The organism is Streptomyces sp. NPDC088812 (genome assembly GCF_044750285.1).
In the GTDB taxonomy this organism is placed as follows: Bacteria; Actinomycetota; Actinomycetes; order Streptomycetales; family Streptomycetaceae; genus Streptomyces.
This window is the reverse complement of record NZ_JBIVJP010000003.1, coordinates 21,306-41,931: the sequence shown is the minus strand read 5'-3', so window position 1 is coordinate 41,931 and position 20,626 is coordinate 21,306. Positions and strand designations below refer to the sequence as shown.

The following is a 20,626-nucleotide window of genomic DNA, read 5'->3' as shown; positions in this document are numbered from 1 at the left end:
GCCCGCCCCGCGACCCGGCCGGGCCCGGCCGCCGGACGCTCCGGCCTCTCCCGACCCCTCCGGACCCCCGACAGAGAAAGAGCAGTATGCCCCGCTTCAGCATCATCGTCCCGTCCCACGGTGTCGCGGGCCGGCTGTCCCTGGCGCTGGACTCCGTCCTCGCCCAGTCCTTCGGCGACTTCGAGCTGCTCCCGGTCTGCGACGCGCCCGGCACCCCGGCCGCGGACGTCGCCGCCGGGTACGCCGCACGGGACCCCCGGGTGACGCCCGTGCACTCGCCCCCGTCGGCGGGCCTGGCCGGCGCGCGCAACGCCGGGCTGCGGGCGGCGACCGGCGCGTACCTGCTGTTCCTCGACGGCGACGACACCCTCGCCCCGGGCGCGCTGATCGCCGTGGACGCACGCCTGGCCGAGACCGGCGAGGTCGACGTCCTGTACGCCGAGCACGAGCGCTGCCCGTGGTGGGAGGGCGAGCCGACCAACCCGGCGGCCCCGCTGCTGGCGGGCGCGCCGCGGGGCGCCTTCGCCCCCGCCGAGGCGCCCCGGGTGACCGGCGTGGAGCTGCCGGCGTGGAGCGCGGCCTACCGGCGGTCCTTCCTCACCGGGCACCGGCTCGCCTTCCCCGATGGCCACTTCACCGACATCGGCTTCGGCGGCCTGGTCACCCTGCGCGCCGAGCGGACGGCGGTGCTGCGCCGGGTCGTCGTACGGCACCGGCTGCGCCGGCAGGGCGGCCGGCTCAACCTGCCGGGCGAGCACCACAGCGAGTTGCTGGACCGGGCGGAGGCGGTGCTGACGGCGGCGGCCGAGCTGTCCGTGCCGGCCGAGCGGTCGGGGCCGCTCTTCGAGCAGCTCTTCGCCGCCGTCCTGAAGACCGCCGCGCATCCGGCGCGGCTGCCCGGCCCGCTGCGCCGCGCCTTCTTCCGCCGGGCGGCCCGGCTGTACCGGCTCCACCGCCCGGCGGGTTTCCGCAGGCCGGGCGGGAGCATGGGGGTGCAGCACCGGCTGCTGGCGGCGGGGGCGTACACGGCGTTCCGCGCGCTGCGGGACGCCAACCGGACGGCGTCGGCGGCCGTCCGCCGCGTCCCGCGCCCCCGGGGGCTGCGCACGCGCCTGTACTACCGGCTGCAACTGCGCCGCCGCATCGACCCGAACCTGGCGGTGTACTGCGCCTACTGGGGGCGCGGATACGTCTGCAACCCGGCCGCGATCCACGCCAAGGCCGCCGAACTCGCCCCGCACATCCGGTCGGTGTTCCTCGTCGAGGCCGACCGGGCGCACACCCTCCCCGAGGGCGTCGACCACGCCGTCATCGGCTCCCGCCGGTACTGGCGGGTCCTGGCGCGCGCCAGGTACCTGGTGAACAACGCCAACTTCGCGGAGGGCGTCGTCAAGCGCGCCGGCAGCGTGCACGTGCAGACCCAGCACGGCACCCCGCTGAAGAAGATGGGCGTCGACCAGTCGACGTACCCGGTGGTGGCCGCCGCGAGCGGCAGCTTCACCAAGCTGCTGGGCCGGGTGGACCGCTGGGACTTCAACCTCTCCGCCAACACCCACTCCACCCAGATGTGGGAGCGCGCCTTCCCCGGCTCCTACGAGCACCTGGAGTACGGCTATCCGCGCAACGACGTCCTCTGCACGGCGAGTGCCGAGGACGTGGCCCGGATCCGGCGGGAGCTGGGCGTGCCCGACGGGACGACGGCCGTCCTGTACGCCCCCACCCACCGCGACTGGCGGACCGGGTTCGACACGGGCCTGGACCTGGAGGCGTTCTGCGAGGCGGCCGGTGAGGACGTCGTGGTGCTGCTGCGCGCCCACTACTTCTACGACCGGGGGGCGCGCGCGGGCACCGGCCGGATCATCGACGTCACCGGCCACCCCTCCTCCGAGGAGGTCTGCCTCGCCGCGGACGCGCTGGTCACCGACTACTCGTCGATCATGTTCGACTACGCCAACCTGGACCGCCCGATCGTGGTGTACGCCGACGACTGGGACGTCTACACCGAGACGCGGGGCGTGTACTTCGACCTGATGGCGGCCCCGCCCGGACCGGTCGCCCGGACGCCCGAGGAGCTGGCGCGCGTCTTCCGCGACGGCTCGTACGCCTCCGCCGGGTCCGCGGAGCTCAGGGCCGCCTTCCGGTCCCGTTTCTGCGGGTTCGACGACGGCCGGGCCGCCGAGCGCGTGGTGCGCCGGGTGCTGCTCGGCGAGCCCGCGGAGGCGCTCCCGCCCGTGCGGCCGCTCGCCGAACGCGTCCCGGCCCCCGCCGCCTCCCCCCTCGTAAGGAGCTGACCGCAGCAGTGCCCCGCTTCAGCATCATCGTCCCCTGCTTCAAGGTGCAGGGCTTCCTGCGCGAGTGCCTCGACTCCGTCCTGGATCAGTCGTACCGGGACCTCGAGGTGATCGCCGTCGACGACCGCTCCCCCGACGGCTGCGGCGCGATCCTCGACGAGTACGCGGCCCGCGACGACCGGGTACGGGCCCTGCACCTGCCGGAGAACGTCGGCCTCGGCCGCGCCCGCAACGCCGGTCTGCCGCACGCCGCCGGCGACTACCTCTTCTTCCTCGACAGCGACGACACCCTCGCCCCGGGCGCGCTGCGCGCGGCGGCCGACCGCCTCGACGAGACCGGCGACCCGGACGTCCTGGTCTTCGACTACGCCCGCACCTACTGGTGGGGCGGCACCCGCCGCAACGCCCTCGCGCACGTCCTCGCCGACTGCGGCCAGGACACGTTCACGGCCGCCGAGCGCCCCGAGATCCTCGACCTGCTGATGGTCGTGTGGAACAAGGTGTACCGGCGGGACTTCGTCGAGTCGAACGGCTTCCGCTTCCCGCCCGGCTACTACGAGGACACCCCCTGGACGTTCCCGGTGATGCTGAGCGCGGAGCGGATCGCCACGCTGGACCGGATCTGCCTGTACTACCGCCAGCGCCGCCAGGGCAACATCCTGTCCACCACCAGCCGCAAGCACTTCGACGTCCACGACCAGTACGAGCGGGTGTTCGCGTTCGTCGGCTCCCGTCCGGAGCTGGCGGGCTGGCGCCCCTACCTGCACCGCAAGATGGGCGAGCACTGTCTGGACATCCTCGCCAAGCCGGACCGGCTGCCGCCGTCGGACAAGGGCGAGTTCTTCCGCCGCACGGCCGAGCTGTTCCGCGCCCACCGGACGGCCGAGCCGGTCCCCGACGAGCTGCGCGTGCTGGAGGGCGGCTACCAGGCCTGGCGGGCCCGGCGGCTGGCCGGGCGGGCCGGGCGCGAGCTGGCCCGGCGCGGGGGGCAGGCGCGCGCGGCGGCGGGGGCGCGGGCGCACCGGGCCGCGGGCGCCGTCCGGGCCCGGCGCCCGCTCGATCCGCAGCTCGTCGTGTACTCGGCGTTCTCGCACCGGGGTGTGCTCGGTGATCCGGGGGCCGTCTACCGCACGGCCCGCGAGATCGCCCCGCAGCTGCGGGGGGTGTGGGTGGTGCGGGACGAGGAGACGGCCGCGCGGCTCCCGGACGACGTCGAGCACGTGCTCCTGGACTCCCCCGCCTACCGGCGGGTGACCGCGCGGGCCGGTTTCTTCGTCAACAACGTCAACTGGCCCGGCTCGCTCGTCAAGCGCCCCGGCAGCGTCCACATCCACACCCACCAGGGCACCCCGCTGAAGTACATGGCGGCCGACCTGCTGGAGCGGCCCGGCGCCCGGTACGGTGTGGACGTGCCGCAGATGCTGCGCCGCGCCGACCGCTGGGACCACAGCCTGGTCGCCAATCCGCACTCCGAGCTGGTGTGGGAGCGGGCGTACCCGTGCCACTTCGCGTCGGCGCGGACCGGCAGCCCGCGCAACGACGTGCTGGTGAACGCGGGCGAGGGCGCGGGCGCGGCGGTGCGGGCGCGGCTGGGCGTCCCGGACGGCCGCACGGTCGTGCTGTACGCGCCGACGCGCCGCGAGTACGTGCGCGGCGGGCACGCCGACCGGATCGACCTGGCCCGGTTCGCCGCCGACCTCGGCGAGGACCACACCCTCGTGGTGCGGCTGCACCCCTCCCTGGCGGCCGGTCCGGCGCGCGGGACGGGCCTGGCCGAGCTGCACCGGCGCGGGATCCTCGTCGACGCGACGGACGAACCGCACGTCGAGGACGTGCTGCTCGCCGCCGACGTCCTGGTCACCGACTACTCGGCCCTGATGTTCGACTACGCCAACCTGGACCGGCCGGTCGTCGTCCACGCCGACGACTGGACCACGTACGCGGCGAGCCGGGGCGTCTACTTCGACGTCACCGCCGAGCCGCCCGGCCATGTCTCGCGCGACTACCGGGAGCTGGCCCGCCTGTTCGCCTCGGGCAGCTGGCGCGACGCGGAGTCGGCGCGGCTGCGGGCGGCCTTCCGGGAGCGGTTCTGCGCGTTCGACGACGGGCGGGCGGCCGAGCGGGTCGTGCGGACGCTGCTGCTGGGCGAGCCGATGCCGCAGCGGGCGCGGGTGCGCGTCCCGGGCCCGGCGACGGCCCGCGACCTGCTGGCGTCCACGTGAGCGTGCGCCCACGATCCGCCGGTGACCGGGTGGGCCCGCGCCGACGGCCGGCCGACGTCCGGGCCTGGCTCCGCCCGCGGCAGGCCGGTAGCCGGGTGTGGTTCCGCCCGCGGCCCGCCGACGCGCGGGGGTGGTTCCGCCCTCGGCCCGCCGACGCACGGGTGGGGACGCGTCCGTGGCCCACCGGCGTCCGGGCCTGGTTTCGCTCACGGCCGGCCGACGTCCGGGGGTGGTTCCGCCCGCGGCCCGCCGACGCGCGGGTGTGGTTCCGCCCGCGGCCCGCCGACGCACGGGTGGGGACGCGTCCGCGGCCGGCCGGCGTCCGGGCCTGGTTTCGCCGGCGGCCCCGTGCCTGGGTGCTGGTCCTGGCCGCCGTGTTCGCGCTGCTCCAGCTCACGAGCGTCACCGGCCGGGACACCCCGGACAGCAAGAACTACCTGTCGTACGCGCTGGACCTGCGGGGGGAGGGCAAGCGGGAGGCGGCGGCCGCCACGATCGACTGGGCGTGCGCGGGGCAGGCCTCGATCGCCGTCCGGCGGCAGCGCGTGGACGTGATCCGCTTCCACCGTCCCGACCCCGGCGCCCGGGTCGGCGGCGACTGCCGGGCGCGGGAGTGGCGCAACGCCGGGGCCCGGCTGGCGGCGGGGCAGACCGGCGGGCACACCGTGCCGTTCATGTCGGAACGCTTCATGCGGATCTTCGAGGTGCGGCCGGGCTATCCGGTGTTCCTCGTCCCGTTCGTCACCGTGTTCGGGGTGGTGTGGGGGATGTGGGCGGCGGGCGTCGCGGTGACCGTGGCGGGCGGGGTGCTGGCGTTCCTGATCCTGCGGACGCTGCGCGCGCCGACCCGGGTCTGTCTGACCGGGCAGGCGCTGTACTACGTCCTGCCGTGCGGCGCGACCGCCATGCGCCCGATGACCGAGGGGCTGCTGCTGGCGCTGACGCTGACGGCGGTGTGGGGCTGCGCACTGGCCCTGGACGGGCGGGTGCGGTGGGGGGCGGGGCTGGTGGGCGGCGCGCTGGCCGCCCTGTTCTCGGTCAAGCACTCGCAGGCGCTGTTCCTCGGACTGTGTCTGGCGGGTGCGGGCGCGCTGGTCGCCGTGCGGCGCCGACGGCGCGGGGCGCCGGTGGGGCGCGGGGTGGCGGTGCTGGGTGCGGTGGGCGGGTGCGGGGTGCTGGGGACGGTGCTGCTGGCGTCGCTCCTGCACTACCCGTCGGCGTCGGAGAGCCTCCAGGACCTGCTGACCCACCACTTCACCCGGCCCGACCGCGTCCGTCCCTGGCCGGAGTTCTGGCAGCTCCAGGGGAACTTCTGGGGGGAGTGGCTGCGGCGGCAGCTGGGGGAGCCGCTGTTCCCGGCGGCGCTGGCGGCGGGGGCGTGGGGGGCGCTGGGCGGCCGGCGGCGGACGTTCGGCGTGTTCCTGGTGGCGGCCGCCTGCACCGGGGTCCTCACCCAGGCCGGGCACCCGGACATCACCATCTGGGGCGGCCGGCTGATCGTGCTGGCCTGGCTGCTGCCGGTGCTGGGCCTGCCGCTGCTGCTTCAGTCCGCGGTCCGGGAGCGGGCCGCGCCACCGGCCCGGGAGCGGACCGGAACCGTACGGGCTCACTCGATGAGGTGACAGTCGGCAAGGCTGTTGACGCGGGCGGGAACACATACGGCCGATGTCTCCCATGTCCCCTCCCCTGTTCCCGCTCCTCCCGGTCCGATGAGCGTCGGCGTACTGATCCGGCGTCCGGTGCGCGGGGCGACGGCGCTGCGCGGCGGGCGCCTGTGGCGTCCGACGCCGTACCAGGTGTGCGGGTTCCTGTTCTGGCTGGTGGTGTCGCTGGCGTTCTGGCGGGTGCCGCTGTGCTGCGACGCGGGCCAGCACGCGGCGGTCGTCGAGCGGCTGAGGGCCGACCTCCTCCGTCCGCGCCATCCGACGGCGGACCTGCCGGGGGCGGGCAGCCCCTACTACTCGCCGTACGCGGTGGCCGAGGGCGCCGTCGCCCAGCTGACCGGTCTGCGGGGCTGGGAGGTGCTGCGGGTGGCGGGGCCGGTGAACCTGCTGGTGCTGCTGACCGGCATCGGCCGCTTCACGCGGGTGCTGACGCCCCGGCCGTGGGCGCCGGTGTTCGCGCTGGGCGCGATGACCCTGCTGTGGGGCACAGAACGGGCCTGGTGGAGCGGCTACCTGGGCCTGATGTCGATGACCGGCAACCTCGGCTACCCCTCGACCTTCGCCATCGGGCTCGCCTTCTGGGCGTGGGCGCTGACGGGGGCACGCGCGCGGGACGCGCGGCGGGTGCGTTTCGTGGGGCCGGGCGGGCTGCGCGGCTTCACCGGCTACGCGGCGGTGGGCGCGCTGTACGGGGTGGTCCTGCTGGTGCATCCGATCACGTCGGTGGCGGCGGTGACCGGGGGCGCGGCCCTCGTCCTGGGCCGGCAGCGGCGGTGGCGGCCGGCGGTGGTGCTGCGGTGGGCGGCAGCGGGCGCGACGGCGCTGGGGGTCGCGGCGTCCTGGCCGTACTTCGACGTGTTCGCGCTGGCCGGGGACGACAGCGTGGACGCGATGCACCGGCGGCTGTACGAGGGTCTCGCGGACCACTTCGGGCTGGCGCTGCTGGGGCTGCCGGCGCTGTGGCTGCGCGGGCGGGCCTCGGCGCGCGATCCGCTGGTGCTGATGTTCGCCCTGGACTGTGCCGTGGTGGCGTACGGCTGGGCCAGCGGTCACTACACCTATGGGCGGATCCTGGGGCTGACGCTGGTGGCGCCGCAGTTCGCGCTGGCGGTGGAGCTGGCGGCGCCCCGGCCGTGGGGGGCGGGGCGGCGGGTGCTGGGGGCGGCCGCGGCGGGCGCGGCCTGCCTGGGCTTCCTCACCGTGCACGCCGGGGCGGTCGTACCGCGCTCGCTGGATCCGGTCGGCTTCGAGCAGCCGCCGCGCTGGCCCGCGTACGACTGGGCCGCACCGTACATCCGGCCCGGCGAGGTCGTGATCACCGACGGGTACTACGCCGTCCACGCGATCGCCGGGTACGGGCCGAACCTCGCCGCGCCCGCCTGGCCGGACGCGGCGGTCGGGGAGGGGGAGCGGCTGCGGCGGCTCGCGGACGTCCGCGCCTACCTCTCCCCGGCGTCGACCCGCGCCGAGCGGTCGGCGATCGTCCGCCGCCACCGCGTCCGCTGGCTGCTGCTCACCCGCCGGCAGCGGGTGCCCGAGGAGGCGGTGGTGGTGGCGTGGAGCCGGCGGACGGGGGAGGTGCTGGCGCGGGTCGGGTGAGGGCGCCGGGGACTCCCGGCGGTCATCGGGGACTCCCTGCCGTCACCGGGGCGATCACCGAGGGCTCCCGGCCGTCACCGAGGGCTCCCGGCCGTCACTCGATGACGAGGTCGACCTCGATGTTGCCGCGGGTGGCGTTGGAGTAGGGGCATACCTGGTGGGCCTGCTCGACCAGCTTGCGGCCGGTCTCCTCGTCCACGGTGTCCGGCAGCTCGACGCGGAGGGTGACCTTGAGGCCGAAGCCCTCGCCCTGCTTGCCGATGCCCACCTCGGCGGTCACCGCGGCGTCGCTGACGTCGGCCTTCGCCTGGCGGCCGACCAGTGCGAGGGCGCTGCCGAAACAGGCCGCGTACCCGGCGGCGAAGAGCTGCTCGGGGTTGGTGCCCTGGCCGTTGCCGCCGAGCTCCACCGGCATGGCCAGCTGAAGGTCGATCCTGCCGTCGGAGGAGACCGTGCGGCCCTCTCGGCCGTGGGTGGCGGTGGCGACTGCGGTGTAGAGCGCGTCCATGGATGAACCATCCCTTACGGAGATCGGTGTCGGGGGGTGGCCGGCCCTCGCGCGGTGGGCGTCCGGGCCGTCCCACCCGAGAAGTAGAGCACACAATCAAATTGTGCACAACTAAATGGCTTCCAAGAGCTACCCTGGACCCATGACCCCGCCCCCGCCGCCCGACACCGGCGTTCCCACCGCCCCCGAGGAGAACTGGCTCCGCCTGGACCGCCAGATCTGCTTCTCCCTGCACGCCGCCTCGCGCGCCTTCAACGGCGTCTACCGCGTCATCCTCAAGGACCTCGGGCTGACCTACCCCCAGTACCTGGTGATGCTGGTGCTCTGGGAGGAGGGCGAGCTGCCCGTCAAGAAGCTGGGCGAGCACCTGCGGCTGGACTCCGGCACCCTCTCGCCGCTGCTGAAGCGGCTGGAGTCGGCCGGCCTGGTCCGGCGGGAGCGCAACGCGCGCGACGAACGCTCGGTCGTGGTCCGGCCGACCGAGGAGGGCACGGCGCTGCGCGAGCGGGCCCTGCGGGTGCCGCGCCGGATCGCCGGCGCCACGGGCTTCGACCTGGAGGAGATCCGCGAGCTGCGCGAACGCCTCGACCGGCTCACCGAGGCGCTGGACGCGGCGGCGGTGGCGGAGGACACCGGGGGCGAGGAGGGCCGCGACCGGCCGGTGCGGGAGGGTCCGCCGCCTGTTCGACTGTGAGACGACTCGCGGCCGAGGAGGGGGAGGCACGGATGACCTGGTTGATCACAGGCGGCGCCGGCTACATCGGGGCGCACGTCGTACGGGCGATGACCGAGGCGGGCGAGCGGGCGGTGGTCTACGACGACCTGTCGTCGGGCTTCGCCGGGCGCGTCCCCGAGGGGGTGCCGCTGGTGGTGGGCTCGACACTGGACAAGGCCCTGGTGGCCCGCACGCTCGCCGGGCACGCCGTCACCGGCGTCGTCCACCTGGCGGCGAGGAAGCAGGTCGGGGAGTCGGTGGAGCGGCCCCTGCTCTACTACCGGGAGAACGTGGAGGGGCTGCGGGTCCTCCTGGAGGCGGTCACCGAGGCGGGCGTCCCGTCGTTCGTCTTCTCCTCCTCCGCCGCCGTCTACGGCATGCCGGACGTGGACCTGGTCACCGAGGAGACGCCCTGCGTCCCGATGTCCCCCTACGGTGAGACGAAGCTGGCCGGCGAGTGGCTGGTCCGCGCGACCGGCCGGGCCACGGGCCTGTCGACGGCCTCCCTGCGCTACTTCAACGTGGCCGGCGCGGCGAGCCCCGAGCTCGCGGACACCGGCGTCCTCAATCTCGTCCCCATGGCCTTCGAACGGCTCACCCGGCACGCCCCGCCGCGCATCTTCGGCGACGACTACCCGACGCCCGACGGCACCTGCGTCCGGGACTACATCCACGTCGCCGACCTGGCCGAGGCCCATGTCGCCGCCGCCCGCGCGCTCCAGGCGTCACCCGGCCACTCCCTCACCCTGAACATCGGCCGGGGGGAGGGCGTCTCCGTCCGCGAGATGATCGACCTCGTCAACGCCGTCACCGGCTACGGCCGCCCGCCGACGGTCACCCCGCGGCGCCCCGGCGACCCGGCGCGCGTGGTCGCCTCCGCCGACCGCATCGCCACCGAACTGGGCTGGCGGGCGAAGCACGACGTCCAGGACATGATCGTCTCCGCCTGGGAGGGATGGGTGCGACTGCATCCGGAGGCGGCTCGGGTGTAGGCGGGGAACAGCGGGACACCGGTTCACCGGGGCCTGGTAAGGGCGGGACACCGGCTCCCCGGGACCCAAGGCGGCAGGACACCGGCTCACCGGGATCCAAGGCGGCAGGACACCGGGACACCGGGACCCAAGGCGGCGGGACAGCGGGACACCCGGTCCGGCGGACGCGGTGTCCCGGCCCCGCTCACAGGGCCTTGATCGCCTCGGCGGTCGCGCGCGCCAGGGCGTCCAGGTATCCCTTGGGCAGCTTCGGGGCGCGGATCACCACCGAGCGCCAGTACAGCGGCCCCGAGATCAGGTCGAGCGCCAGTTCGCCGTCGAGTCCCTCGCGCACCTCGCCGCGCCGGGCCGCCGCCGCCACGATCTTCAGCGCGACCCCCTCCTGCCCGTCTCGGAGCGCCTTCTGCATCGCCTCGGCGATCTCCGGGTTGCGGGCCGCCTCGGCCTGGAGGTCGGGGATGATCTGCGAGGCGACCGGATGCCGCAGCGCCCGTGACGTCACCTCGTACAGCAGCCGCAGGTCCCCCTCCAGACTCCCGGTGTCCGGGGCCGGCAGTCCCTGCACGGCGATCGCCGAGACGACGTCCAGCACAAGGTGCAGCTTGGAGCGCCAGCGCCGGTACACCGCGGTCTTGCCGACACCGGCGCGCCGGGCGATGCCCTCGATGGACATCCGCGCGTAGCCGACGGTCGCGAGCTCCTCGAACACGGCCGCCCGGATGGCCTCCGTCACGTCCTCGCGGAGCACGGCCGCTCCGGCGGGGGCCCGGCGGCGCGGACGCGTCTGGGGACCGTCGGCGTTCGTCGTCATGCGGACAGCATAGGGCGTTGCGACGATACGGGCCCGTCCCCACGCCCCTCCCCACGCACCCTCCACGCCCGTCCCCACGCCCCTCCCCACGCACCCTCCACGCCCCTCCCCACGCACCCTCCGCACCCCCTCCCCCGCGCGGCCCCGGTGGGAGGGCGCGCCGTGACGACGAAACGGTTGCGTTCCGACGCCCGCTCGCCTTACGCTCACGTTGCGACGATACGGTCCCGTCCCGACGTAAGAGAACGTGAAGAGAAGCGTAAGGAAACGCCGGGCGACGACGGGCGCACGCCGGACGCACGCACCCCACCCCCCGAGTGAAAGCAGCGGATGTGAGCCAGGTCCTCCACACACCGCCCCCGACGCGGCCCGAGGTCCACGAAGACCTCGCCGCTCTCGCGGCCCGGCACGGCCTCTCGGTCAGCGGCGCCCGTCCGTCCCTGCCGGCCTACGTCCGCCAGCTGTGGGACCGCCGCCACTTCATAGCCGCGTTCGCCACCGCCAAGCTCACCGCGCAGTACAGCCAGGCGAAGCTCGGCCAGGTCTGGCAGGTCATGACCCCGCTGCTGAACGCGGCGGTCTACTACTTCATCTTCGGCGTCCTGCTGGAGACCAAGGAGGGCGTGCCGGACTTCATCCCGTTCCTGGTCACGGGCGTGTTCGTGTGGACGTTCACGCAGAGTTCGATCATGACGGGCACCCGGGCGATCTCCGGCAACATCGGCCTGGTGCGGGCCCTGCACTTCCCGCGCGCCGCCCTGCCGATCTCCTTCTGCCTCCAGCAGCTGCAACAGCTGCTGTTCTCGATGGCCGCGCTGGTGGTCATCCTGCTGTGCGTCGGCGTCCCGCCCGCCGTCTCCTGGGTGCTGGCGGTGCCCGCCCTGGTGCTCCACTTCGTCTTCAACGCGGGTGTCTCGATGATCCTGGCCCGCCTCGGCGCCAAGACGCCGGACATCGCCCAGCTGATGCCGTTCGTGCTGCGCACCTGGATGTACACCTCGGGCGTGATGTGGAGCATCGACAACCTGCTCAGCCAGCACAGCGACCTGCCGGCCTGGATCGGCGACCTGCTGCGCGCCAACCCGGCCGCCATCTACATCGACCTGATGCGCTTCGCGCTGATCGACACGTTCACCGCGAGCCAGCTGCCCCCGCACGTGTGGGCCTGGGCGGCCGGCTGGGCCCTGCTCGCCGGCGTCGGCGGCTTCATCTACTTCTGGAAGGCTGAGGAGACGTACGGCCGTGGCTGACACCGCAGGACTCACCGAGCCGGCACCGACCGGCGGGCGCGGCCCCGCCGACGGGCGCGTCCCGACCGACGCGCGCGTCCCCACCGTCGTCGTGGACGGCGTCGACATCGTCTACCGGGTCAACGGCACCGGCGCCGGACGCGGCTCCGCGACCGCCGCCCTCAACCGCATGCTGCGCCGCAAGCAGACCGAGAAGGCGGCGGGCGTCCGCACCGTGCACGCCGTCAAGAACGTCTCCTTCGTCGCCCACAAGGGCGAGGCGATCGGGCTGATCGGCACCAACGGCTCCGGCAAGTCGACCCTGCTCAAGGCGGTCGCCGGCCTGCTCCCCGTGGAGCGCGGCAAGATCTACACCGACGGCCAGCCCTCCCTCCTCGGCGTCAACGCGGCCCTCATGGGCGACCTGACGGGCGAGCGCAACGTCTACCTCGGCGGCCTGGCCATGGGCATGTCCCGCGAGCAGATCAAGGAGCGCTACCAGGAGATCGTCGACTTCTCCGGCATCAACGAGAAGGGCGACTTCATCTCCCTGCCCATGCGCACCTACTCCTCCGGCATGGGCTCCCGGCTGCGCTTCTCCATCGCCGCCGCCAAGGACCACGACGTCCTGCTCATCGACGAGGCGCTGTCCACCGGCGACGCGCGCTTCCAGGCGCGGTCGGCGGAGCGCATCCAGGAGATGCGGGGGCACGCCGGCACCGTCTTCCTGGTCAGCCACAGCAACAACGCGATACGCACCACCTGCGACCGGGTGCTGTGGCTGGAGCGCGGCGAACTGCGCATGGACGGCCCCACGGAGGAGGTCATGCAGGCCTACGAGGCGTTCACCGGCGACAAGCCGAAGAAGAAGCCGCGCCCGAAACCGGCGTAGGTCCTGTCAGGCGTGAGGGCGCCCCCCGATGTCTCGGGGGGCGCCCTCACGCGGTGCGGTCACGCCCTACGCATGCGTCCGCAGCAGGGTCCGCATCGTCCGCATCGCCACCGACAGGTTGGCCAGGTCGAACGTCTCCGAGCCCTGGATCTCCTCCAGGGTGACGCGCGCCCGCCCCAGGATCGCCGCGTTCTTCTGCTCCCAGGCCGTGAACCGCTGCTCGGGCGTCGAGGTGCCGTTGCCGACGGACAGGATGTCCGCGGTCAGCGCCGCGTGGGCCGCGTACAGGTCCTCGCGGATGGAGGCGCGGGCCATGGACTGCCAGCGGTCGGCGCGCGGCAGCTCGATGATGCGGTCCATCAGCTGGGTGATGTGCAGCCGGTCGGCGAGGTCGTAGTACACCTCGGCGACGTCCAGCGGGTCCTTGCCCGTGCGGTCGGCCACCGACACGATGTCGAGCGCCGGGAACGCCGACGAGAACCCGGCCACCCGGGTGGCGAGCTCGTCGGGCACGCCGGCGCCGGTGAGCTCGTCGTGGATCATCTGCCACCACTCCAGGTCCGCGCCCCGCAGCAGCTTCGTCAGCTGCGACCAGACCTGCTCGACGCGGTCGGCGAAGAACTCCACCGTCTCGGCGAGCTGGAGCGGCTGCGGCCGGTTGTTGAGCAGCCAGCGCGTGCCGCGTTCCACCAGGCGGCGCGAGTGCAGGCGGATGCGGGTCTGGACGGCCGCCTCGCCCCTGTTGTCGAGGTCCTCCACCGCGTCCCACACGGGAGCCGAACGGAAGATCGCCCGGGCCGCGGTCTGGGCCCGCACGATCTCCTCCAGCGAGGCGCCGGTCTCCTCCCGCAGCCGGTGCAGGTAGGTCGTACCGCCGGTGTTGACGGTGTCGTTGACCAGGACGGTCGTGGTGATCTCGCGGCGCAGCGGGTGGCTGTCGATGTGCTCGGGGAACCGCTCGCGCAGCGGGCTCGGGAAGTAGGCGTACAGCAGGGTCCGCAGGTAGGGGTCGTCGGGCAGCGAGGTCTGCAGCAGCTCGTCCGACACCGTGATCTTCGTGTACGCCATGAGGACGGCCGTCTCCGGCCCGGTCAGGCCCTGGCCGGCGGCGAGGCGCTCGCGGATCTGCCGGTCGGCGGGCAGGAACTCCAGCGCCCGGTCGAGGTGGCCCTCGCGCACCAGGTGGCGCATGAACCGCTGCTGGGCGTGGAGCATGTCCTTGGACTGGGCGAGGGCGTTGGCGATCGCCGTGTTCTGCGCGTAGTTGTTGCGCAGGACGAGCCCGCCGACCTCGTCGGTCATCTCGGCGAGCAGCTTGTTGCGCTGCTTGACGGTCATGTCCCCGTCGGCGACCACGCCGTTGAGCAGGATCTTGATGTTCACCTCGTGGTCGGAGGTGTCCACGCCCGCGCTGTTGTCGATGGCGTCCGTGTTGATCCGGCCGCCGCGCCGGGCGAACTCGATCCTCCCGAGCTGGGTCAGGCCCAGGTTGCCGCCCTCGCCGACGACCTTGACGCGCAGGTCGGCGCCGTCGACGCGGATGGCGTCGTTCGCCTTGTCGCCGACGTCGGCGTTCGACTCGGTGGACGCCTTGACGTAGGTGCCGATGCCGCCGTTCCACAGCAGGTCCACCGGCGCGGCGAGGATCGCCCGCATCAGGTCGGCCGGGGTGAGCTTGGTGACGCCCGCCTCGATGCCGAGGGCCTCGCGGACATGCGCGTTGACCGGGATCGCCTTCGCCGTACGGGGGAAGACGCCGCCACCGGCCGACAGCAGGGCGGTGTCGTAGTCGGCCCAGCTGGAGCGGGGCAGTGCGAACAGACGGCGGCGCTCGGCGTACGACGTCGCCGCGTCCGGGTTCGGGTCGATGAAGATGTGCCGGTGGTCGAAGGCGGCGACCAGGCGGATGTGCTCGGACAGCAGCATGCCGTTGCCGAACACGTCACCGGACATGTCGCCGATGCCGACGACCGTGAAGTCCTCGACCTGCGTGTCCACGCCCAGCTCGCGGAAGTGCCGCTTCACGGACTCCCAGGCGCCGCGCGCGGTGATGCCCATCGCCTTGTGGTCGTACCCGGCGGAGCCGCCGGAGGCGAAGGCGTCGCCGAGCCAGAAGCCGTACGTCTGGGCGACCTCGTTGGCGATGTCGGAGAAGGTGGCGGTGCCCTTGTCGGCGGCGACGACCAGGTAGGTGTCGTCCTCGTCGTGCCGGACCACGTCCGCCGGGGGCACGACCTCGCCGGCGACCATGTTGTCGGTGATGTCGAGCAGGGCGGAGATGAAGGTCCGGTAGCTGGCGACGCCCTCGGCCATCCAGGCGTCACGGTCCACGGCCGGGTCGGGCAGCTGCTTGGCGACGAAGCCGCCCTTGGCGCCGACCGGCACGATGACGGTGTTCTTCACCATCTGCGCCTTGACCAGGCCGAGGATCTCGGTGCGGAAGTCCTCCCGCCGGTCGGACCAGCGCAGACCGCCGCGCGCGACCTTCCCGAACCTCAGGTGCACACCCTCCACACGCGGCGAGTACACCCAGATCTCGAAGGCGGGGCGGGGCGCCGGCAGGTCCGGGATCGCCTGCGGGTCGAACTTCATCGACACGTAGCCGTGCGGTGTGCCGTCGGCGGTCCGCTGGAAGAAGTTGGTGCGCAGCGTCGCCTTGATGACGGTGAGGAAGGAGCGCAGGATGCGGTCCTCGTCGAGGGAGGCCACCTGGTCGAGGGCGGCCTCGAGCTCCTCCTGGAGGGCGTCGACGATCTCGTGCCCGGCGCGCTGCCGGTCCGGCGACATCCGCGCCTCGAACAGGGAGACCAGCAGCCGGGTGGTGTGGACGTTGTTGCGGAGGGTGTCCTCCATGTAGTCCTGGCTGAAGGTGGAACCGGCCTGCCGCAGGTACTTGGCGTACGCGCGCAGCACCATCGCCTGCCGCCAGTTCAGGCCGGCGCTCAGCACCAGGGCGTTGAAGCCGTCGTTCTCCGCCTTGCCGGTCCAGGTCGCGGCGAACGCCTCCTGGAACCGCTCGCGGCCGTCGTCCCCGAGGTGGTCGCCGTTGCCGCCGCCCAGGGAGCGCGGGATGCGCAGACCGAAGTCGTAGATCCAGGCGACGCTGCGGTCGGCCAGGCGCAGTTCGTAGGGCCGCTCGTCGATGACCTCGACGCCGAGCCGGTTGAGGACCGGCAGCACGGCCGACAGGGAGATCGCGTCCCCCTTGCGGTAGATCTTGAAGCGGCGCTCGTCCGGTCCCGCGCCCACCGGCTCGTACAGGCTGAGCGCGAAGTTCCGCTGCTCGTCGAGCCGTTCGAGGTGGACGAGGTCGGCGACCGCGGAGCGCGGGATGTGGTCGGCCTTGTAGCCCTCGGGGAAGGCGTTGCCGTAGCGGCGCAGCAGCTCCGCGGCCCGCTCCTCGCCCAGTTCGGCGTTGAGCGCCTCGGAGAACGCGTCGGCCCAGGAGCGGGCCGCCGCCACCAGCCGGGCCTCGATGCGCTCCTTGTCACCGTCGGACAGCTCGGGCAGCTCGGTGCCCTGCGGGACGCGGACGACGAAGTGCAGGCGGGAGAGGATCGACTCGGTGTTCCAGGCGGTGAAGTCGACGCTGATGCCGCCGAGTTCCTCCTTGAGGATGTCGATGATCCGCAGCCGGACGCCGGTGGTGTAGCGGTCGCGGGGCAGGTAGACGAGGGCGGAGTAGTAGCGGCCGTACTCGTCCTGCCGCAGGTAGAGGCGGAGCCGCCGGCGTTCCTGGAGGTAGAGGACGGAGGTGACGATGGACCGGAGTTCGCCCACCGGCGTCTGGAACAGCTCGTCGCGCGGGTACGTCTCCAGGATCTGGAGCAGGTCGCGGCCGTCGTGGCTGTGGGGCGAGAAGCCGGCGCCCGTCAGGACGGCGTCGACCTTGCGCCGGACGACCGGCACGCGCAGCACCGACTCGGTGTAGGCGGCGGAGGAGAACAGGCCGAGGAAGCGCCGCTCCCCGACGACGTTGCCGTCCGCGTCGAACTTCTTGACGCCGACGTAGTCGAGGTAGGACGGCCGGTGCACGGTGGCGCGGCTGTTGGCCTTGGTCAGCACGAGCAGCTTGTGCTCGCGCGCCTTGGCGCGGGCGTCGGCCGGGAGCCGCTCGAAGGAGGGGCTCACTGGGTGGGTGTCGCCCTCGGCGTGGTGCGGGTCGGAGCGCAGGATGCCGAGGCCGGTGCCGGGGACGGCGGCGAGGGAGTCGTCCTCCCGCAGCTGGTACTCCCGGTAGCCGAGGAAGGTGAAGTGGTCGGCGGCCAGCCAGCGCAGCAGCTCGCGGGCCTCCTCGACCTCGGGCGCGGCCAGGTCGCCGGGGACCGGCTCGTCCTCGAGCCGGTCGGCGACGCGCAGGGCCGCGTCCCGCATCTTCTCCCAGTCCTCGACGGCCTCGCGGACGTCGGACAGGACGCGCAGCAGGTCGGCGGTGATCTGCTTGAGGTCGGCGCGGTCGGTCTCGCGGTCCGTCTCGACGTGGATCCAGGACTCGACGTGCGCGTCGTGCGGCAGGCCCTCGGCGGGCGGTGCCGTGAGCACCTCGACGAGCTTGCCGGTGAGGTCGCGGCGGACGACGACCTGCGGGTGGATGACGAGGTGGATGCCCCGTCCCTGCCGGGTCAGCTCGTTCGTCACCGAGTCGACCAGGAAGGGCATGTCGTCGGTGACGACCTCGACGACGGAGTGGGAGCAGGTCCAGCCGTTCTCCTCGACGGTCGGGGTGTGCACGCGGACGTTCGCGGTGCCCTGCGGGCGGTTCTCGGCCAGCCGGTAGTGGGAGAAGGCGGCTCCGAAGATGTCGACCGGGTCGCGGCCGGTGAGGTCTTCCGGGGCGGTGTGCAGGTAGTAGCGCTGGAGGAACGACAGCACGGCGTCGTGGTCCGGGATCCCCGGAGTGCCCTCGTCCGTCGTCCCGGTCGGTAGGTGCCCCCCGGCCGGGCTGTTCTCAGCGACCAGGGCCGCCCTTTCGAGCAACTCGGCCTTGGCTTCGTCCAGCTTGGTCTGCATTGTCCTCTGACTCCTGTCGCGCGCCGTTGCGTGACGTAGAAGGAAGTACGGTCTCTTCCCCTGCGGCTCGACGCCACGTACCGGGGTCTCCGGTCTGCTCCGACGCTATGCCGCAAGGGGAGATGAGCGGGGCGTTATCAGCCATTCTCGACGCCGCTCCGGGGTGTGACGCTGATCTCCGCGCCACCTGCGCCCGGGGTGTGTACGGCGTCCTGGGGGCCCTCGCGGCCCCGTCCCGCCCGTGCGGACCAGCGACTGCCACCCGGTCGCGGCCGTCGTCCGCGGTCACCGGGCGCGGGGCAGGGGCAGCAGCGCCCCCGCGAGATATCGCGCTGATCACGCTACCAAGGCTATCGCTCTCCACCGGGGGCCCGTCATGAGCCGTATGTGTACAAAACAGGGGCTGGAAGTTTGACGTTCTGCACAGAGCGGCGGGGCGGGGGGCCGTGTGTGAGGGGCCGACCGACGGCCGCCGGCCGGCCCCCGCCCGCAGGCCGCAGGGGGAAAAGTCGACGCGCGGCCCGCCCCCGGGGCAACCTGAAAGCACCCCACCTCTTGGCAGGGCCGCCACCAAGAGGCACGTTGCTGCAAGAGCGCCCGCCCGAGAGGAGCCGTCCGTCATGACCGCGAAGATCCTCATCGTCACCGGCGACGCAGCGGAGTCCCTGGAGGTCCTCTACCCCTACCAGCGCCTGCGCGAGGAGGGCTACGAGGTCCACATCGCCGCCCCCACGCGCAAGCGGCTCCGCTTCGTCGTCCACGACTTCGAGCCCGGCTTCGACACCTACACCGAGAAGCCCGGCTACACCTGGCCCGCCGACCTGGCCTTCTCCGAGGTCGACCCCGGCCAGTACGCCGCCGTGGTCGTCCCCGGCGGCCGCGCCCCCGAGTACCTGCGCAACGACCCCGAACTCCGCAAGATCCTCAAGTCGTTCTTCGACGCGGACAAGCCGGTCGCCCAGATCTGCCACGGCCCCCTCCTCACCGCCGCCACCGACAGCCTCCGCGGCCGCCGTGTCACCGCCTATCCGGCGCTGGAGCTGGACATGCAGACCGCCGGCGCCACCTTCCAGGACACCGAGGCCGTGGTCGACGGCACCCTGGTCTCCTCCCGCGCCTGGCCGGACCACCCGGCCTGGATGCGCGAGTTCCTCACCGTGCTGCGCGCGAAGGCACCGGCGGTCTGAGCCGCCCGCGGACACCACGCGACCCCGCAGCCACCACCGGCTCCCCCGGAGGCACGGGTGCGGCGCCTCCGGGAGCGCCGCACCCCACCGGCCGGCGCCCGGTTCACGCGGCGATCCGCTCCGCCACCTCCACGGCCTCCTCCAGCGAGTCCACCACCGGCACCCCCACCTCCTCGAGGCTGGCCCGGCCGTGCGAGCCGCCGGTGTACAGCACGGCCCGCGCCCCCACGTGCAGCGCCGCCACCGCGTCGTCGGCGGCGTCCCCGATCACCACCGTGTGCTCGGGGTCCACGTCCGCCAGCGCCATGAGGTGGCGCACCATGTGCTCCGCCTTGCTGCCCCCGGAAGGTCCGGTCCGCCCGTCGACCCGCAGGAAGTGCGGCTCGATGCCGAAACCGCGCACCAGCGGAACGAGCTCCTCGTGGACGTACATGCTCAGCAGCGACTGGCTGCGCCCCTCCGACCGCCACCGCGCGAGCAGGTCGGCCGCCCCTTCGGTGAGCCCGCACCGCACCCGGTGCTCGGCGTAGTACCGGTGGAAGATGTCGTCCATGAGCTCCCACTCGGCGTCGGTGGGCAGCCTGCCCATCAGCCGCTCGTAGAACTTCGGCACCGGCACGCAGTAGAGCGCCCGGTACCGCTCTATCGTGATCGGCTCCAGCCCCAACTCGACGAACGCCGCGTTCGTCGCCCCGATGATCGCGTCGTTGTCGTGGAACAGCGTGCCGTTCCAGTCCCAGACGATGTGCGCCGCTGACTTCCCCATGTCCGCAAACGTACCCGCCGCCACCGACAATCAAGAGGGCGCCGGGCAGAGCGCCGAGCCCGCGGCCGTCGGCCGGCCGGGCCCGGACGGTCTCAGTGCCCGGGTCCGACCAGGTGGGGAATCTCCTGGGTGGCGAACCACAGCAGCTCGTGGTCCTCGGCGCCGTCCACGACGGACTGCGCGTCGTCGTCGCCGCCGTCCGCCGCCGCCAGCGCCCGGGCCGCGGCGGTCACGTCCGTCTCCGCGTCCGGCGCGTCGACATGGACCGAGGCCGCCTTGGCCAGGGGCAGGGCGCCGGCCACCCGCACCTCGCCGGGCGCGGCCGGGTCGAGCCCCCGGTCGGGGTCGGCCGTGGCCGCGCCGTCCGGTACGTCCACGGCGACGACGACCCGCCGGCGCGGCGCGCCCGGGTCCGCCGCCAGCAGCCGCAGCGAGGCGAGCGCGGCCCGGCCGAGGGCCGCGTACTCCAGCTCCTCCATGTCGTCGGAGAGGTACCACTCGCGCAGCGCGGGCGTGACGGCGTACGCGACGAGCGGCCCGGCCCCCAGCCGCCCCGTCTCGTGCGCCTCGGCGAGACCGGGGAGGGTCAGGGGGACGTAGACACGCATGGTGGGCCGCTCTTTCCTGGTCGGAGGCTCCGTTCGAGGCCCCGGGGAGGGCGCGGTCCGCGCCTCCGGAGCGCCTTCAGGATACGTGCGGGAGTCCCCTTTCGAGTCCCGGCCCAGGCCCCCGCGCACGTC

The 20,626-nt window shown here is 73.5% G+C and carries 14 protein-coding genes; 9 read left to right on the top strand and 5 right to left on the bottom strand.

The features are described from left to right. The first annotated feature begins 86 nt into the window (after window positions 1-86). From ACIP67_RS06360 to ACIP67_RS06345, 4 genes are all read left to right on the top strand, one after another. Window positions 87-2,291: a CDP-glycerol glycerophosphotransferase family protein gene (locus ACIP67_RS06360; RefSeq protein WP_401688227.1), complete on the top strand. Its 2,205-nt coding sequence runs from the start codon at window positions 87-89 to the stop codon at window positions 2,289-2,291. Window positions 2,292-2,299: 8 nt separating this feature from the next. Further along, a complete protein-coding gene (locus ACIP67_RS06355; protein ID WP_401688224.1) occupies window positions 2,300-4,513 on the top strand; it encodes a CDP-glycerol glycerophosphotransferase family protein in 2,214 nt (737 codons plus the stop codon). A 356-nt stretch (window positions 4,514-4,869) separates the two neighbouring features. Continuing rightward, the gene (locus ACIP67_RS06350) at window positions 4,870-6,135 is read left to right on the top strand and encodes a hypothetical protein (protein ID WP_401688221.1); all 1,266 of its coding nucleotides are present in this window, start codon (window positions 4,870-4,872) and stop codon (window positions 6,133-6,135) included. An 87-nt stretch (window positions 6,136-6,222) separates the two neighbouring features. Further along, window positions 6,223-7,776: a hypothetical protein gene (locus tag ACIP67_RS06345; protein WP_401688218.1), complete on the top strand. Its 1,554-nt coding sequence runs from the start codon at window positions 6,223-6,225 to the stop codon at window positions 7,774-7,776. A 94-nt stretch (window positions 7,777-7,870) separates the two neighbouring features. On the opposite strand, the gene ACIP67_RS06340 is transcribed toward ACIP67_RS06345, so the two are convergent. Next, window positions 7,871-8,284: an organic hydroperoxide resistance protein gene (locus tag ACIP67_RS06340; protein WP_389523808.1), complete on the bottom strand. Its 414-nt coding sequence runs from the start codon at window positions 8,282-8,284 to the stop codon at window positions 7,871-7,873. Between the two features lie 142 nt (window positions 8,285-8,426). On the opposite strand from ACIP67_RS06340, the gene ACIP67_RS06335 reads away from it, so the two are divergent. Beyond that, entirely contained in the window at window positions 8,427-8,978 is a 552-nt protein-coding gene (locus ACIP67_RS06335; RefSeq protein WP_401688214.1) for a MarR family winged helix-turn-helix transcriptional regulator, read from the top strand. Window positions 8,979-9,010: 32 nt separating this feature from the next. Then, window positions 9,011-9,991 (top strand): UDP-glucose 4-epimerase GalE, encoded by a 981-nt coding sequence (galE, locus tag ACIP67_RS06330; protein WP_401688211.1) that lies wholly within the window; start codon window positions 9,011-9,013, stop codon window positions 9,989-9,991. Between the two features lie 184 nt (window positions 9,992-10,175). Here the strand turns inward: galE and ACIP67_RS06325 are convergent, their stop codons facing one another. Further along, window positions 10,176-10,802: a TetR/AcrR family transcriptional regulator gene (locus tag ACIP67_RS06325; protein ID WP_401688208.1), complete on the bottom strand. Its 627-nt coding sequence runs from the start codon at window positions 10,800-10,802 to the stop codon at window positions 10,176-10,178. Between the two features lie 332 nt (window positions 10,803-11,134). Here ACIP67_RS06325 and ACIP67_RS06320 point away from each other — a divergent pair, with 332 nt between their 5' ends. Next, window positions 11,135-12,052 (top strand): ABC transporter permease, encoded by a 918-nt coding sequence (locus tag ACIP67_RS06320; protein WP_401688205.1) that lies wholly within the window; start codon window positions 11,135-11,137, stop codon window positions 12,050-12,052. A gap of 91 nt (window positions 12,053-12,143) precedes the next feature. Next, complete coding sequence (locus ACIP67_RS06315; RefSeq protein WP_401689235.1) at window positions 12,144-12,923, top strand: ABC transporter ATP-binding protein; 780 nt, start codon at window positions 12,144-12,146, stop codon at window positions 12,921-12,923. Window positions 12,924-12,989: 66 nt separating this feature from the next. Here the strand turns inward: ACIP67_RS06315 and ACIP67_RS06310 are convergent, their stop codons facing one another. Beyond that, window positions 12,990-17,933: an NAD-glutamate dehydrogenase gene (locus tag ACIP67_RS06310; RefSeq protein ID WP_401688202.1), complete on the bottom strand. Its 4,944-nt coding sequence runs from the start codon at window positions 17,931-17,933 to the stop codon at window positions 12,990-12,992. Window positions 17,934-18,553: 620 nt separating this feature from the next. Between ACIP67_RS06310 and ACIP67_RS06305 the strand changes: the two genes are divergently transcribed. Beyond that, window positions 18,554-19,120, top strand: coding sequence for a DJ-1/PfpI family protein (locus ACIP67_RS06305; RefSeq protein WP_401688199.1), 567 nt, complete (start codon window positions 18,554-18,556; stop codon window positions 19,118-19,120). A gap of 103 nt (window positions 19,121-19,223) precedes the next feature. On the opposite strand, the gene ACIP67_RS06300 is transcribed toward ACIP67_RS06305, so the two are convergent. Both ACIP67_RS06300 and ACIP67_RS06295 read right to left on the bottom strand, forming a co-directional pair. Then, window positions 19,224-19,886 carry an HAD family hydrolase gene (locus ACIP67_RS06300; protein ID WP_401688196.1) on the bottom strand — a complete coding sequence of 221 codons (663 nt, stop codon included), beginning with the start codon at window positions 19,884-19,886 and terminating at the stop codon, window positions 19,224-19,226. A 92-nt stretch (window positions 19,887-19,978) separates the two neighbouring features. Further along, window positions 19,979-20,494, bottom strand: a complete 516-nt coding sequence (locus tag ACIP67_RS06295; protein ID WP_401688193.1) for a DUF6912 family protein — start codon at window positions 20,492-20,494, stop codon at window positions 19,979-19,981. Window positions 20,495-20,626: the final 132 nt, after the last annotated feature.